This is a genomic window from Aggregatibacter sp. HMT-949 (assembly GCF_041734645.1).
Lineage (GTDB): Bacteria > Pseudomonadota > Gammaproteobacteria > Enterobacterales > Pasteurellaceae > Rodentibacter.
Map to the genome: position 1 here is coordinate 263,105 of NZ_CP162010.1, position 18,160 is coordinate 281,264.

Consider the following 18,160-nt stretch of genomic DNA (forward strand, 5'->3'; position numbering starts at 1 on the left):
TTTAATGAACAAAATATACAAAATTGTCTGGAACGCCGCCCAACAAGCTTGGGTCGTCGTATCCGAACTCGCGCGCGGGCACGTAAAAGCCTCCGCCACGAGCACCGCATCGAACGAAGCGCTAAGCGATAAAAGCACGCTAGCCCTTGGTAAATTCGGCAGCGGCACCTTAATCGGCAGCGTCGCCGTGACTTTATTAACCCTAAGTTCAACCGCTCAAGCTGTTATTCCGGAAGGTACGGTAAGCAATGGTGCGATTGCCGCGATTGGTGGTACTTCAGTTGCAGACTCGGCAAATTCTGTAGCCATTGGTGTTAATGCGCATGCGGGAAATGGCATGGGTGTTACTAGTTCTTATGCTATCGGCACCAGTGCAAATGCTTCAGGTCAGCAAAGTTTCGCCATAGGTACCACCGCAAATGCCACAGGTTTTGCCTCCATGGCGCTGGGCGACAGTGCTCAAACGTCAGGTGCTTTCAGCTCCGCATTTGGTGTATATTCACGTGCCCTCGCAAACCAATCCTTAGCCCTCGGCGCATTCTCTAAGGCCTCCGCCGAAGGCTCCACCGCCATCGGTAACCGGTCAAGTGCATCCGCTAAAGATGCGCTTGCAATCGGTAATATGTCCAACGTCACCGGCTGCCAATCTACAGCCATTGGTCAGAATAATACGGTTGCCGGAGCCAACTCTACGGTGATTGGTCGGAATGTAAAAACATTAAATAACCAAACTAATCAAATTGCTTTAGCACACGATCTAGATCTCACCTGCGCATCAATCTCATCAAAATCCACTTATATTGGTCACAATATAAAAGGGAGCGCGAGTTCCGGTGCGAATTTGACTTTCAGAGATTTCACGGTCATTGGTAGTGATATGAATTTCGTCGCTAACCATAGCGGGGGTTCAAACTTTTTTGGCTCCAGTGTTATTGGTAGCAATATCAACTACGACAGCTATGGTACATCCACTATGACGATGATGGGAGAGAATCTCACCTTTAAAGGGCTCTCTTTGAGTCATTCAAATGTTATTGGACGTCGCGTTAATATTACTGCCTATAACTCCTCCGGATCCGGTAGCAATAGCGGGTATAATTCTATTAACGAATTAAGTTTATTGGGTAGTTGCGTTACACTGAATTCCGATAGTAACATTCATCGGACACTTGCTACGGGCTCACGGATTGATGTCAGAACAAAGAATAATGGGGTGATTAATACCTCCGGTTTCATCGGTGACGATATTAATATCAATTCTTCAACACATATTGTAAACAGCTACGCAATCGGGGGCAGTATTAACGTTAATTCAAGCAATGGTTCTGTACGTGGTTATATGTTAGGTTATGGTATTAGGATTAACCAAGCTAGTGGTATACAACCAAACAGTTTTGTTGCAGGTCTTGGTATTACCATTAATAACACCTGTGCAACGCGTAGCTTAAACGGATTAATGACTGCTGTAAGTGGTACATTTACTAATGTAAGCGGTAGCCTGTCACCGATTTATGGTGGCAGACTTACCGCAAATGATGCCAATATTAATTTTTCTCCAATATTTGGTGAGAATGTAGCAACATGTTCAACAACTGTTCACTACTCGCCACTCATTGGGGAGGGGCTCTCATTATGCGGAACAACAGCAAATCTTTCTCCGGTAATGGGGCAGTGTATTACCTTGGCTAATGCCCAAATTGATAGAACCCCTATAATAGGTCACTCGATAAGCTTTTCAGGCTCTACTAGTCAAGCACGAGACTCAACAATTTTGGGAAGTGGTTCAGGTTTATCCAATACGCGGGTAAGCGACACAACTATCTTGGGAATTACTCATGCGTTTAATAACGCAAATATCACTACCTCGGTATTTTTAGGTAGTCGCCTTGGTACATCTAATAATGTTACGCGCAGTGTTTTAATCGGAAGTGACTCCACCATAACAGGTGATATCTCTTGTGCCACCTCTATCGGTAGTAACAACAATGTCCAAGCCAACAAAACCCACTCTTTGGGTAATAACATCCTCGCCAACCTTAACAACTCCGTTTACTTGGGTGACCAAACTACCTATACCGCACGCAATAACACCACCACGCTTGGTAACGCCAGTGTTCCGGGTGGTTCAAGTAATAACGTAGTCGGCGTAGTTGCCGTGGGAAGTTACGGCCAAACCCGCCGCATCCAAGGCGTCGCCGAAGGCTTAATCAGCAATCAATCCACCGACGCCGTCAACGGCGCCCAACTCTACGCCGCCATGGCTAATGCCAGTGGCTCGAAATACGTAGGTATTAATTCCACCATTGCCGGCAACCGTGATGGTAGTGGGGCGACGGGGCTGAACGCTATTGCGATTGGCGCGCAGGCTAATGCAACTAGAAACCAATCTATTGCGCTTGGTTTTAATGCTACTGCTAGCGGAGTGAATTCTATAGCCCAAGGCTACGATGCCTCCGCTTCTGACGAAGCCTCAGTCGCAATAGGCTATAAAGCTAACGCTTCAGGATGCGTAAGTTTAGCCATTGGACGTTTTACTCGGGCTGAAGGAGTTAATGCACTAGCCTTGGTAGAAAATGCAAATGCCTCAGGTTTGGGTGCAATAGCAATTGGTAATGGCGCAAATGCTAAGGGTCGCCTTTCCATAGCTCAAGTTGCTGCTTCTAGTGCCTCCGGCAACTATTCCATCGCCCAAGGTTTCTTATCTAACGCCGCCGACGAATCCTCCATCGCCATTGGTAATGTCTCCAATGCCACCCACAAATCCGCTATTGCCATTGGTAACACATCTAGTTCTACCGCCTTTAATGCGATAGCTATCGGTAATATGTCAAGTTCCAGCGCTGAATCAGCGATAGCTATGGGTGATGGAGCGAATGTATCGAGCTGTTCCAGTGTGGCGATAGGAACATCGGCACGTGTTGGTGCTAGTGGTTACACTGCCATAGCAATAGGTCATGAAAGTAATGCTAATAACGGTTACAGTATCGCTCAAGGCGCTTGGACTAATGCTACTGGTGTGAGTGCTATCGCTATCGGTTTCAAAACTAATGCAACAGGCCCATCATCAACAGCGCTTGGTCCACAGTCTAACTCAACAGGGGAGGCCTCTACCGCGCTAGGTGCTGAAGCGTTTGCATCGGGTCGTTCTTCTCTTGCTGCCGGTCGGTTAAGTCGGGCAACGGGTGAGGGAGCAACAGCCATAATGGGCCGTGCAAGTGGTTATTATTCAACTGGTATCGGTGGAGCGTTCGCTTCTGCTAACTACTCCATCGCCCAAGGCTACGCTGCTAACGCCACCGCCGAATCCTCCATCTCCATCGGTAAATACTCCAACGTCACCGGCAACCAATCCATCGCCATCGGCGTAGGCAACCAAGTCCACGGCCACAATTCCGGCGCATTTGGTGACCCAAGCGTCATCAATGCCAACGCGTCCTACAGCGTCGGTAACAATAACACCTTAGCAGCAGGCCAAACCGGCGTATTTGCGCTCGGTAACGACATCAAAAACACCGCGAGCAACTCCGTCTTCCTCGGCTCCAACACCGCCTACACCGCCGCCGACAGCAACACCACGGCAGGTATTACTAACGCCTCCGGCGTCATCTCCGTCGGCAACATCAGCGCCAACGAACGTCGCCGCATCCAAGGCGTCGCCGAAGGCCTCGTGTCCGAAAACTCCACCGACGCCGTAACCGGCGCCCAGCTCTACAACGTCAGCAAAAACTCCGTGAAATACTTCGGCGTGAATTCCACTGCTACGGGCAACCGTGATGGTAGTGGTGCGGCGGGCACGGATGCCATTGCCATCGGTGCAAACGCTACGACAAGTAATGCATCAGCCGTTGCACTTGGTCATAATGCCAATGCTTCAGGTATCGACTCTATTGCCATTGGTAATGCCTCTAAGGCAAGTTATTTCACCTCTGTTGCGATTGGTAGAGAAGCTAACGCAAGTAATCTTTACGCTATTGCTCAAGGTTATCATGCTAATGCTTCTGGCAGAAGTTCTATTGCCATTGGTAGTGATTCTACAGCCAAGGGTGAAAGTTCGGTTGCGCTGGGTAACGGCTCAAATGCAACTGGGCTTTATGCTTTAGCCTTGGGTTATAATGCTAATGCGACGGCGGCTGGCGTTGCTCTTGGTGGATCATCAAATGCAACGGGAGAGGGCTCAACAGCGTTAGGTAATAGTGCCAATGCAAAAGGCTATGTTTCAACTGCCATCGGCTTAGTTTCTAGAGCTACCGGCAACTATTCCATTGCTCAAGGCGCATGGTCTAACGCCATAGGTGAACGTGCTATCGCCATCGGTAACCAATCGCGTTCTATGGGTGAAGATGCACTAGCTATTGGCTCAATTGCTAATGCTTCCGGCTACTCCTCCATCGCCCAAGGTCGGCTAGCCAACGCTACTGCGTTGCATTCTATTGCGCAGGGTTCGGGAGCTAATGCAATAGGTAATTACTCCATCGCGCAAGGTGTGAATACTAACGCTAGCGGCCTTTATTCTATTGCTCAGGGTCTATATGCCAACGCCACTGGTTTCTCCTCTATCTCCATTGGTGGCGGCTCCAACGTCACCGGCAACCAATCCATCGGAATCGGCGTAGGCAACCAAGTCCACGGCCACAACTCCGGCGCGTTTGGTGACCCAAGCATCATCAACGCCAACGCGTCCTACAGCGTCGGTAACAACAACACCTTAGCCGCAGGCCAAACCGGCGTATTTGCCCTTGGTAACGACATCAGCACGACGACCAACAACTCCGTGTTCTTAGGCTCCAACAGCGCCTACGTCGCCGCCGGCACCAGCACCAAAGGCCTCAGCGCATATACCTCCGAAACCCTCGGCAGCGGCCCGGGCGCCATCACCCTGAGCTTCGCAGGCGGCACACCGGCAGGCGTAGTGAGCGTTGGCGCAGTCGGCTCCGAACGCCGCATCCAAAACGTCGCGGCCGGTCTTCTAAGCAACACCTCAACCGACGCCGTCAACGGTTCACAACTCTACGCCGTCGCCCAAGTGGCCTACAACGCCACCACCGAAGCCAAAGCCGCCAACAGCACCGCCAACGCCGCGAACAGCACAGCGAACGCCGCGAACAGCACCGCATTGGCCGCTAACAGTACCGCGAACGCAGCCAACACAACGGCTAACAACGCGAACAGCACAGCGACTGCAGCTAACAGCACAGCTAACGCGGCTAATACGACTGCGAACACTGCGAACAGCACTGCAAACTTAGCTAACACAACTGCGAACGCTGCAAACTCCACGGCGAACTATGCAAATAGCACCGCATTGGCAGCTAACAGCACAGCAAATGCTGCGAACACAACGGCTAACAACGCAAACAGCACAGCGACAGCAGCGAACAGCACCGCTAACGCAGCGAACACAACTGCGAATACTGCAAACTCCACTGCGAACTATGCAAATAGCACCGCATTGGCAGCCAACAGTACCGCGAATGCTGCGAACACAACCGCTAACAACGCGAACAGTACAGCAACTGCGGCTAACACAACTGCTAACGCAGCCAACAGTACTGCAAACGTAGCGAACTCCACAGCGAACTACGCCAACAGCACCGCATTGGTAGCCAACAGCACAGCGAACTACGCAAACAGCACTGCTCACGCAGCTAACTCAACTGCTAACGCGGCTAACAGCACAGCGAATGTGGCTAACTCCACAGCGAACTATGCAAATAGCACCGCATTGGCGGCTAACAGCACAGCCAACACTGCTAACTCCACTGCAAATGCAGCGAACAGCACAGCTAACGTTGCTAACTCCACTGCGAACTACGCGAACAGCACCGCTCACGCAGCGAACAGCACAGCTAATGCAGCCAATAGCACTGCGAACGTAGCGAACTCTACAGCGAACTACGCAAATAGCACCGCATTGGTAGCCAACAGCACAGCTCACGCGGCAAACAGCACAGCTAACGCAGCCAATAGCACTGCGAACGTAGCGAACTCTACAGCGAACTACGCCAACAGCACCGCATTGGTAGCAAACAGCACTGCGAACTACGCTAACAGCACTGCTCACGCAGCTAACAGCACAGCCAACGCAGCCAACAGCACTGCAAACGTAGCCAACAGCACTGCAAACGTAGCCAACTCCACAGCGAACTATGCAAATAGCACCGCATTGGTAGCGAACAGCACCGCTAACTACGCGAACAGCACTGCTCACGCAGCGAATAGCACAGCGAATGCTGCAAATAGCACTGCTAACGCAGCGAACAGCACAGCTAACGTTGCTAACTCCACTGCGAACTATGCAAATAGCACCGCATTGGTAGCCAACAGCACAGCAAATGCTGCAAATACAACGGCTAATAACGCGAACAGCACAGCTACAGCAGCGAACTCAACTGCAAATGCAGCCAACAGCACCGCTAACGTAGCGAACTCAACAGCGAACTACGCAAATAGCACCGCATTGGTAGCGAACAGCACAGCGAACTATGCAAACAGCACTGCATTGGTGGCGAATAGCACCGCTAACTACGCTAACAGCACTGCATTGGTAGCGAACAGCACTGCGAACTATGCAAATAGCACAGCAAATTACGCGAACAGCACCGCGACCTTAGCCAACACAACGGCTAACACCGCGAACTCCACCGCGAACGCCGCGCTTGCAAATGCGTCCAGCGCCAACGCTAACGCGACAGCCGCGTTGAACAACGCCACCGCTGCAAACGCGACCGCTACCGCCGTGAACGCCACCGCGCACGCCGCATTGAATAACGCCACAGCCGCGAACACCAACGCCACTGCTGCGTTAAACAACGCGACTGCCGCGAACGCGACAGCTACTGCCGCCAACAGCACCGCGAACGCTGCAAACAGCACCGCATTGGCCGCAAACTCAACGGCAAATATCGCCAACAGCACAGCCTTCGCCGCGAACTCCACAGCCAACGCAGCGAACACAACGGCGAACACGGCTAACTCCACTGCGAACTACGCAAATAGCACCGCATTGGTAGCAAATAGCACTGCTAACTACGCTAACAGCACCGCATTGGTAGCCAACAGCACCGCTAACTACGCTAACAGCACGGCTCACGCAGCTAACTCAACTGCTAACGCAGCCAACAGCACAGCTAACGTAGCGAACTCCACAGCGAACTACGCTAACAGCACCGCATTGGTAGCCAACAGCACAGCGAACTACGCGAACAGCACTGCTCACGCGGCTAACAGCACAGCTAATGCAGCTAACTCAACTGCTAATGCAGCCAACAGCACTGCCAACGTAGCGAACTCCACAGCGAACTACGCAAACAGCACCGCATTGGTAGCCAATAGCACCGCTAACTACGCTAACAGCACTGCTCACGCAGCGAACTCAACAGCGAACTATGCAAATAGCACCGCATTGGTAGCGAATAGCACAGCGAACTACGCGAATAGCACTGCTCACGCGGCTAACAGCACAGCTAATGCTGCAAACAGCACAGCGAATGTAGCGAACTCCACAGCGAACTACGCCAACAGCACCGCATTGGTAGCCAACAGCACGGCTAACTACGCGAACAGCACAGCTCACGCAGCCAACAGCACAGCAAATGCTGCAAACAGCACAGCCAACGCAGCTAATAGCACAGCCAACGTTGCTAACTCCACTGCGAACTACGCGAACAGCACCGCATTGGTGGCTAACAGCACAGCTCACGCGGCTAATAGCACAGCAAATGCTGCAAACAGCACAGCCAACGCAGCTAATAGCACAGCCAACGTTGCTAACTCCACTGCGAACTATGCAAATAGCACCGCATTGGTAGCGAACAGCACGGCTAACTACGCGAACAGCACAGCTCACGCGGCTAACTCAACTGCCAACGCAGCTAACAGCACCGCTAACTACGCGAATAGCACCGCATTGGTAGCCAACAGCACTGCGAACTACGCTAACAGCACAGCTCACGCGGCTAACAGCACAGCTAACGCAGCCAACAGCACAGCGAATGTGGCTAACTCCACAGCGAATGCTGCAAACAGCACTGCTCACGCGGCGAATAGCACCGCTAATGCAGCCAACAGTACTGCCAACGTAGCGAACTCAACAGCGAACTACGCAAACAGCACCGCATTGGTAGCAAATAGCACAGCGAACTATGCAAACAGCACAGCTCACGCGGCTAACTCAACTGCTAATGCAGCCAATAGCACTGCAAACGTAGCGAACTCTACAGCGAACTACGCAAACAGCACAGCTCACGCGGCTAATAGCACAGCCAACGCAGCCAATAGCACCGCTAACGTAGCGAACTCCACAGCGAACTACGCGAACAGCACCGCATTGGTAGCCAACAGCACAGCGAACTATGCAAATAGCACCGCATTGGCGGCTAACAGCACAGCTAACACTGCTAACTCCACTGCAAATGCAGCCAACAGCACTGCCAACGTAGCCAACTCAACAGCGAACTACGCCAACAGCACCGCATTGGTAGCAAACAGCACCGCTAACTACGCGAATAGCACAGCTCACGCGGCTAACAGCACAGCGAATGCAGCCAATAGCACCGCTAACGTAGCGAACTCCACAGCGAACTACGCAAATAGCACCGCATTGGTAGCAAATAGCACCGCTAACTACGCGAACAGCACAGCTCACGCGGCTAATAGCACAGCGAATGCTGCAAACAGTACAGCGAACGTTGCTAACTCCACAGCGAACTACGCCAACAGCACCGCATTGGTGGCAAATAGCACTGCTAACTACGCGAATAGCACCGCATTGGTGGCTAACAGCACAGCCAACACTGCTAACTCCACTGCAAATGCAGCGAACAGCACAGCTAACGTTGCTAACTCCACTGCGAACTATGCAAATAGCACCGCATTGGTAGCGAATAGCACAGCGAACTATGCGAACAGCACAGCTCACGCAGCTAACAGCACCGCTAACGCAGCCAACAGTACTGCCAACGTAGCGAACTCCACAGCGAACTACGCAAATAGCACCGCATTGGTAGCGAACAGCACTGCGAACTATGCGAACAGCACCGCATTGGCGGCTAACAGCACAGCCAACACTGCTAACTCCACTGCAAATGCAGCGAACAGCACAGCTAACGTTGCTAACTCCACTGCGAACTATGCAAATAGCACCGCATTGGTAGCCAACAGCACCGCTAACTACGCAAACAGCACAGCTCACGCAGCTAACAGCACCGCTAACGCAGCCAACAGTACTGCCAACGTAGCGAACTCCACAGCGAACTACGCAAATAGCACCGCATTGGTAGCGAACAGCACTGCAAACTACGCTAACAGCACAGCTCACGCAGCGAACAGCACTGCAAATGCAGCCAACAGCACTGCCAACGTAGCGAACTCCACAGCGAACTACGCTAACAGCACTGCATTGGTAGCAAACAGCACAGCTCACGCAGCGAACAGCACAGCTAATGCAGCTAACAGCACAGCTAACGTTGCTAACTCCACTGCGAACTATGCAAACAGCACCGCATTGGCGGCTAACAGTACAGCCAACACTGCTAATTCAACTGCCAACGCAGCCAACAGCACCGCTAACGTAGCCAACTCCACAGCGAACTACGCAAACAGCACCGCATTGGTAGCCAACAGCACCGCTAACTACGCCAACAGCACCGCATTGGCGGCTAACAGCACAGCCAACACTGCTAACTCCACTGCGAACTATGCAAATAGCACCGCATTGGTAGCCAACAGCACCGCTAACTACGCGAATAGCACTGCATTGGCGGCTAACAGCACAGCTAACACTGCTAACTCCACTGCAAATGCAGCCAACAGCACTGCAAACGTAGCGAACTCAACAGCGAACTACGCCAACAGCACCGCATTGGTGGCAAACAGCACAGCGAACACTGCTAACTCCACTGCAAATGCAGCGAACAGCACAGCTAACGTTGCTAACTCCACTGCGAACTATGCAAATAGCACCGCATTGGTAGCGAATAGCACAGCGAACTATGCGAACAGCACAGCTCACGCAGCTAACTCAACTGCTAACGCGGCTAACAGCACAGCTAACGTTGCTAACTCCACAGCGAACTACGCGAACAGCACCGCATTGGTAGCGAATAGCACCGCTAACTACGCGAACAGCACAGCTCACGCAGCTAACAGCACAGCTAATGCAGCCAACAGCACTGCTAACGTAGCAAACTCAACAGCGAACTACGCTAACAGCACCGCATTGGTAGCAAATAGCACTGCTAACTACGCGAATAGCACAGCTCACGCAGCAAATAGCACTGCAAATGCAGCCAACAGCACAGCTAACGTAGCGAACTCCACAGCGAACTACGCCAACAGCACCGCTAACGTAGCCAACTCAACAGCGAACTACGCCAACAGCACCGCATTGGTAGCGAATAGCACCGCTAACTACGCCAACAGCACAGCTCACGCGGCTAATAGCACAGCCAACGCAGCCAACAGCACAGCTAACGTAGCGAACTCCACAGCGAACTACGCAAACAGCACCGCATTGGTAGCGAATAGCACAGCGAACTATGCGAACAGCACCGCATTGGCGGCTAACAGCACAGCGAACACTGCTAACTCCACTGCAAATGCAGCCAACAGCACTGCCAACGTAGCCAACTCCACAGCGAACTACGCGAACAGCACCGCATTGGTAGCAAATAGCACTGCGAACTACGCGAATAGCACTGCTCACGCAGCGAACAGCACAGCTAATGCAGCCAATAGCACTGCAAACGTAGCGAACTCCACAGCGAACTACGCGAACAGCACTGCTCACGCTGCGAACAGCACAGCAAATGCAGCCAATAGCACAGCGAATGCTGCAAACAGTACTGCCAACGTAGCGAACTCCACAGCGAACTACGCGAACAGCACCGCCTTTGCCGCGAACTCCACTGCAAATGCAGCGAACACAACGGCGAATACGGCTAACACAACGGCGAACGCTGCCAATACCACTGCAAATACGGCAAATGCCACCGCGAACCAAGCATTGAATGCTGCGAACGCCGGTTGGGAATTGACCACTAATGCAACGGGTACGGGTATTGCGTCCGGTTCTAGCGTGGTGAACGTGAATGCAACGAATAAACTCGTGACCTTCACAGCAGGCGATAACATTGAGATCACACAAAGCGGTCGAAATGTAACCATGGCCTTGGCGCGCAATATCAATGTGAACAGTGTGACCACCAACGATCTCACTGTGAGCGGAACGGCGAACTTCACCGGTACGACTAACTTGAGCGGTACCACAAACATTAGCGGTACGATGAACGTTCAAGCCAATACCACCGTGAACATGGGCGGCAACCGCATTCAAAACGTAGGTAATGCAACAGCACCTACCGATGCGGTGAATAAAGCTTATGTGGATAGAGCGATCAGCAACGTGACCGGCGGCGGAGTCAACATGTCGCACGTTAACAGCCTGAATAACCGCATTACACGCGTGGAAAGAAAACTTCGCGCAAGTACGGCGGGTACCGCAGCAATGTTGAATATCCCTCAAGCGATCGGCGCGGGTAAACAAACTATCGGTGCGGGCATTGGCTCCAACGATGGACAAAACGCCGTTGCGGTGGGTTACTCACGCGTAGCTGACAACAACAAAGTGATCTTCAAAGTGACCGGTGCGGTTAACACGCAAGGCGGCTACACAGCCGGCGCGGGCGTGTCTTACCAATGGTAATGCGATAGATTACGCGTTAAATAAAACGAAAACCGCAGGTGAAAGCCTGCGGTTTTTTTTGTGCAAAAAGGGGAGTGGAAAGTGAACTGTCGGATTAGCACCGCATTGAGGGGGGCGGGGGACTTTGCGTGTTCGGTATGCGTGATAGGTAAAAAAAGTGGCCGGTTAACCGACCGCTTGTTTAGTTTTCGATAAATGGGTTGAGGAGTTTGACGCCCATTTTTTCAAAGTCTTTGATATTGCGTGTGACGAGGGTGAAATGGTGGCGTAATGCGGTGGCGGCGATCCAAGCATCGTTGTCGGGGCTTTTATCGGGAATGTGCAAGCCGGCGCACAATGTGGCGGTGATGTCGTCGGGGTAGAGGGTTTTGCCTTTGAAGGTGGGGCGAACGAGATCTTCAAGCCAATCTCTTAGCATTTTCCCTTGACGTGGATCTTTTCGTTCCATATTGAGTACGCCGCGTTCAATTTCCATTAAGGTGATGACACTGATAAAAAGCGATTCTTTAGGCATTAAATCAAGCCATTCTTCAACACCACGGTTTGCTTTGTTTTTGGGCATTTTACGCATTTCGGACAGAATGTTGGTGTCTAAAACGAACATATAATTCCCCCTTTAAAATTCTACCGGACGGCGGTGTGCCTTGGAGCGCGGTGGAATTTCTAATTCTACGTCGGCAATATCCGGGCAAGAATAAGAGGCGAAAAGTTCAGCTATACTTTGCGACGATCTTTCCTGTTTTTCATAGTCCTCATATTTCAGGAATACAAATTCCGGTTTGCCGCGATTGGTGATGATCACCGGTTCGGTTTCTGCCATTTTTTTTGCGTGACTGAGTTGTTGATTGAATTCTCGACTGCTCATAAACATATAGGCCTCCTTATGTAGTAATGAGGCTACATTGTAGGCGCTTTGGCGCCGAAATACAATCAGGAAAACGGAGGGCGAAAAGCGCACCGCATTGAATGCCCGTCGGATAAGGCTTCAATGCGGTGCTATTTCGGCAGGCAAAAAAAAGGATAATCCGTCGATTATCCTTTTCCCTTTTTTCCCTTTTTTCCCTTTTTCCCCTTTTTCCCCTTTTTCCCTTTTTCGATTCGGTGAAATTATTCGTCCAAGAAGCTGCGTAAGGTTTCCGAACGGCTCGGGTGACGCAATTTGCGCAACGCTTTGGCTTCGATTTGGCGAATACGTTCGCGTGTGACGTCGAATTGTTTACCTACTTCTTCTAACGTATGGTCGGTGTTCATATCAATGCCGAAACGCATCCGCAGGACTTTCGCTTCGCGCGGAGTTAAGCCTTCCAAGACGTTGTGTGTCGCCACTTTTAGACTTTGCGCAGTGGCGGAATCCAGTGGCAATTCTAACGTGGAGTCTTCGATAAAATCGCCTAAATGGGAATCGTCATCGTCGCCAATCGGGGTTTCCATGGAAATCGGTTCTTTGGCGATTTTTAATACTTTACGGATTTTATCTTCCGGCATCCCCATGCGTTCTGCCAGTTCTTCCGGTGTGGCTTCGCGTCCCATTTCTTGCAACATTTGGCGGGAAATGCGGTTAAGTTTATTAATGGTTTCGATCATATGCACAGGAATGCGAATGGTGCGCGCTTGGTCTGCAATGGAACGCGTGATCGCTTGGCGAATCCACCAAGTAGCGTAAGTGGAAAATTTATAGCCGCGACGGTATTCAAATTTATCTACCGCTTTCATTAAGCCGATATTGCCTTCTTGAATGAGATCAAGAAATTGTAAGCCGCGGTTGGTGTATTTTTTGGCGATGGAAATCACTAAGCGTAAGTTCGCTTCCACCATTTCTTTTTTGGCGCGGCGGGCTTTCTGTTCGCCGCGTGCCACCGCATCGCAAATATTGCGCATTTGTTGCACGCTCAGTTTGGTGCTGGCTTCTAATTTTGCCAAGTTAGCCAACGCTAAACGAATGCGGTCTTCGTATTTCGGCAAGCGTTTCGCCCAAGGTTTGGTGGACTTTAAGGTTTTTTCCAACCAGGCGTCGCTGCTACCGAAGTTGGTGATAAGCGTTTCGAATTCGTCTTTCGGCATACCGGCGATATCGACGAGTACTTTTTGTAATTGACGTTCTTCGCCGCGCACGCGTTTCATCATATTTTTCATGGATAACACGAGTACGTCGAATTGTTTCGGCACTAGGCGGAATTGTTTGAAAATTTCAGCCAAAATCACTACTTGTTCTTGTGCTTTTTTGTGATCACGACCGTGTTTGGCAATGACGGTAAGGGTTTTGGTGTGTTGTTCTTTTAATTGGGCGAATTTTTCGCGCGCCATTTCCGGGTCGATACTGTTGTCGGAATCGCTGCTTTCGGAACTTGACTCGTTGTCTTCTTCGCTGTCATCCACATCAGTGGCGGGCGCGGTATTTTCCTCATCCTCGTTTTCGTCTTCTTCTTTGTTAAAGTTGTCGGCTAATTCCGGAGTCTCTGCTGACACCGCATTGGGATCAACAAAGCCGGTAATCAGATCGGCTAAGCGAACATTGCCTTTTTCTACTTGAGCGTATTGCTCGATTAAATCGGACAGCGCCTCCGGGTAAGCGACGATGGAGGTTTGCACTTCGTCAATGCCTTCTTCAATGCGTTTGGCGATACTGATTTCATCTTCGCGTGTCAGCAAATCTACGGTGCCCATTTCGCGCATATACATACGCACCGGGTCGGTGGTCCGGCCGATTTCCGATTCTACGTTAGAAAGAATCTGAGTGGCTTCTTCCACCGCATCTTCATCGGGAATGGTGTCGTTTAACATCATCTCATCGCCTTCCGGCGCTTCATCCAACACCGGAATGCCCGCATCGTTTTGTAAAGTTTGCAGTAATTTGTCGTAATATTCGGGATCGATCACGTCTTCCGGTAATAAGTCGTTAATTTCCGCGTAGGTTAAATAACCTTGCGTACGACCCAATTCCATCAGCTGTTCGATTTGTTCCGAATATTGTTCGGCTGTAGATTGTTGATTTTGTTCCATTTTTATACCCGTATCGCGTTGTTTTTGGTGATGAATGCTTCCGCTTGAGAACGCAAGATTCTACCATTGTTATTGAGGATTAACTAACTGTTTTTTCTGCATTTCTTTGCTGGTAATCAGCTTGACGAGCACTTGTCGTTCTTGCTCGCTCAACCCTTCGGCACGCTCTTTGGCAATGAGCATTTCGATATCGCGTTCGATCGCTTGAATATTTAAGCGGCGATAATTTTGTGAAAAGGCGTTGAGCATTTCCGCGTCGTCGAGTAAATGCTCCCAAGTCGCCAGAATTTCAAGGGGACGAGAATATGGCGTATCGCGAAAATGTTCCAAAATTTGTCCCGTTGTAATGCCTTCGCGCGCCCGGCAAAGGGTGGCTAATTGTTCTAATAATTCGTAACCCGCTTCCGCGCGTAGCGCTGCCAGCCCGGCTTCGGTAATGCGGTTGACCAGATGAGGATTTTGCAGCAATAACGACACGACCAGACGCATCGGCGTTTGTTTCATTTTCGGCTGTTTGTCGGCGTGCGGTGCGGCGGCTTGGTGCGCTTGTTGCGGAATTAAACTTTCCAGTTGCGATTGGTCAAAAATGCCTAATTTTTGCGCTAAACTATTGCGTAGCGATAAACGCAGCGCTTCGCCCGGAATTTGACGAATCAATGGAACCGCCAGCGCTGCCAATTTGCCGCGTCCTTCTTTGCTGGAAAAATCCACTTGCGGATTTAAATGTGCGAACAAAAATTCTGTTAGCGATTGTGCGCCGTCGATATATTCTTCGAATTTTTCTTTTCCGTAGCGGCGTATATAGGAGTCGGGATCTTCACCATCGGGTAAAAAAATAAATTTGATTTGGCGCCCGTCTTGCAAGTAAGGCAATGCATTTTCCAGTGCGCGCCATGCCGCATCGCGCCCCGCGCGGTCGCCGTCGTAACAGCAAATCACTTGTTCGGTGGAACGGAACAGCAACTGAATTTGCTCCGACGTGGTGGAGGTGCCGAGTGACGCCACCGCGTAATCTACGCCGAATTGGGCGAGCGCCACGACGTCCATATAGCCTTCCACCACTAACAATTTGGCCGGTTCGTCATCGACTTGTAAGGCTTCGTATAAACCGTACAGTTCGCTGCCTTTGTGATAGGTGATGGTTTCCGGTGAATTGAGATATTTCGGTTTTTCATCGCCTAATACACGGCCACCGAAGGCCACGGTGCGTCCACGTTTATCACGGATCGGGAACATAATGCGGTGACGGAATTTGTCGTAAATATTGCCACGTTCGTTGCGTGAAAGCATGCCAAGATCGAGTAATTTTTGCTGTTCTTCACGGTTTGTGCCGAACTCGCGCAGCACCGTATCTAGGGCATTCGGTACGAAACCAATTTGAAAACGCGCGATAATTTCCGCTGAAAGTCCGCGTTGTTGTAAGTAGCTTTGCGCCGGAATATTGAGCGGTAACTGAGTTTGATAAAATTGCGCGATTTTTTGCATTAATTCGTACAAATTGCGCTTGGTTTGATAGCCGACTTGCGGACGTTGATTATCGGAACGGGCGCGTTTTTCATAAGGTACTTCCAAGCCCGCCATCGCCGCTAATTCTTCAATGGCTTCAACGAATTCCAGTTTGTCGTAATCCATTAAAAAAGAAATGGCATTGCCGTGAGCACCGCATCCGAAGCAATGATAGAACTGTTTTTTTTCGCTAACGGTGAAAGAAGGCGTTTTTTCGTGGTGAAAAGGGCAACAGGCTTGATAATCGCGACCGGCTTTTTTGAGTTTAACGCGCGAATTGACCACATCGACAATATTGGCTTTGGTCAACAAATCATCGATAAACGGGCGTGGAATTGAGCCTTTCATTGCCTTGTCTCCTGGGATTTGATGGGAACTTACGGTCAGTTTTATGGAATTTTCGTTGAATTTGAAAGAAACAAAACCGTGATGCCGAAGGAATCACGGTTTGTGTTAACTCGAGTTAAGAAATACTACAAATTAGTATAAACGGGCATTGCGTGCGTTTTCGCGAGCGTTGCGTTTAGCGTGACGTTTTGCAAGCGTCGCTTTTTCACGTTTACGGATTGTAGTCGGTTTTTCATAGAATTCACGAGCGCGAACTTCCGCTAAAATACCGGCTTTTTCGCAAGAGCGTTTGAAACGACGTAAAGCTACGTCGAATGATTCGTTTTCACGTACTTTAATTACAGGCATAAGCCAATCACCTCAATGAGTTTAATTTAATTGCAATTTAAAATTTTATGACTGCCATTAGATGGCAAGTTCAACAAAGGCCGCAATTCTAATCTACTTCCGGGGCAAATGTAAAGGAAAGAATACGCGATCCTCCGAATATTTCGCTTTCAACTGGTGAAAAGCGCGTAAACAGAGTAGAATCGCTGCCTTATTTTAGTAGTGAAATGAAGAAAATTAATGAAGATTTTAGGCATTGAAACCTCGTGTGATGAAACCGGCGTGGCGATTTATGATGAAGACAAGGGCTTGATCGCCAATCAGCTTTATACCCAAATTGCGTTGCACGCCGATTATGGCGGTGTGGTGCCGGAATTGGCCTCACGCGATCACATTCGCAAAACCGCGCCGTTAATCCAAGCGGCATTGAGCGAGGCACGGCTAACCGCGAAGGATATCGACGGCGTAGCTTATACTTGTGGGCCGGGACTGGTCGGTGCGTTGTTAGTGGGGGCGACCGTTGCGCGTGCGCTTGCTTATGCGTGGGAGGTGCCGGCCGTTGGCGTACATCATATGGAAGGCCATTTGTTGGCGCCGATGCTTGACGACAATCCGCCTTGTTTTCCTTTTGTCGCGTTGTTGGTTTCCGGCGGACATACCCAATTGGTTCGCGTGGACGGTGTCGGTCAATATACGGTAATCGGCGAATCCGTCGATGATGCCGCCGGTGAAGCCTTTGACAAAACGGCCAAATTACTCGGGTTGGATTATCCCGGTGGTGCGGCGCTTTCCCGTCTGGCCGAGCAAGGCGCGCCGGGTCGTTTTGTTTTTCCGCGTCCGATGACCGATCGTCCCGGTTTAGATTTCAGTTTTTCCGGCTTGAAAACCTTTGCGGCGAACACGCTCAATGCGGTGCTGAAAACGGAGCTCACGCTTTCCGAACAAACCAAAGCGGATATTGCTTACGCATTTCAAGACGCGGTGGTGGATACCTTGGCGATTAAATGTAAGCGCGCGTTAAAAGAGACCGGCTATAAACGTTTGGTGATTGCCGGCGGCGTAAGTGCAAACAAAAAATTGCGCGAAAGTTTGACGCAAATGATGAAAAACCTCGGCGGCGAAGTGTTTTATCCGCAACCGCAATTTTGCACGGATAATGGCGCGATGATCGCTTATGCTGGTTTGTTACGTTTAAAACAGGGCCAACAAAGCGGTTTGGCGATTGACGTTAAACCGCGCTGGGCGATGGCTGAATTGCCGGCGCTTTAAAAGAATAAG

7 protein-coding genes are annotated in these 18,160 nt (G+C 50.6%); 2 read left to right on the top strand and 5 right to left on the bottom strand.

All coding sequences use genetic code 11. The annotated features are described in order from the left end of the window. The first annotated feature begins 4 nt into the window (after positions 1–4). Complete coding sequence (locus tag AB3F25_RS01405) at positions 5–11,701, top strand: hypothetical protein (protein WP_373603750.1); 11,697 nt, start codon at positions 5–7, stop codon at positions 11,699–11,701. A 181-nt stretch (positions 11,702–11,882) separates the two neighbouring features. Here AB3F25_RS01405 and AB3F25_RS01410 read toward each other — a convergent pair whose 3' ends face one another. From AB3F25_RS01410 to rpsU, 5 genes are all read right to left on the bottom strand, one after another. Next, a complete protein-coding gene (locus AB3F25_RS01410; RefSeq protein WP_373603751.1) occupies positions 11,883–12,305 on the bottom strand; it encodes a type II toxin-antitoxin system VapC family toxin in 423 nt (140 codons plus the stop codon). 12 nt (positions 12,306–12,317) lie between these two features. Further along, complete coding sequence (locus AB3F25_RS01415) at positions 12,318–12,566, bottom strand: type II toxin-antitoxin system prevent-host-death family antitoxin (RefSeq protein ID WP_373603752.1); 249 nt, start codon at positions 12,564–12,566, stop codon at positions 12,318–12,320. Positions 12,567–12,808: 242 nt separating this feature from the next. After that, positions 12,809–14,701 (bottom strand): RNA polymerase sigma factor RpoD, encoded by a 1,893-nt coding sequence (rpoD, locus tag AB3F25_RS01420; protein WP_373603753.1) that lies wholly within the window; start codon positions 14,699–14,701, stop codon positions 12,809–12,811. Positions 14,702–14,770: 69 nt separating this feature from the next. Further along, the gene (gene dnaG / locus AB3F25_RS01425) at positions 14,771–16,555 is read right to left on the bottom strand and encodes a DNA primase (protein WP_373603754.1); all 1,785 of its coding nucleotides are present in this window, start codon (positions 16,553–16,555) and stop codon (positions 14,771–14,773) included. A 132-nt stretch (positions 16,556–16,687) separates the two neighbouring features. Next, entirely contained in the window at positions 16,688–16,903 is a 216-nt protein-coding gene (gene rpsU, locus AB3F25_RS01430; protein WP_373603755.1) for a 30S ribosomal protein S21, read from the bottom strand. Between the two features lie 219 nt (positions 16,904–17,122). Here rpsU and tsaD point away from each other — a divergent pair, with 219 nt between their 5' ends. Next, positions 17,123–18,151, top strand: coding sequence for a tRNA (adenosine(37)-N6)-threonylcarbamoyltransferase complex transferase subunit TsaD (gene tsaD / locus AB3F25_RS01435; RefSeq protein ID WP_373603756.1), 1,029 nt, complete (start codon positions 17,123–17,125; stop codon positions 18,149–18,151). Positions 18,152–18,160: the final 9 nt, after the last annotated feature.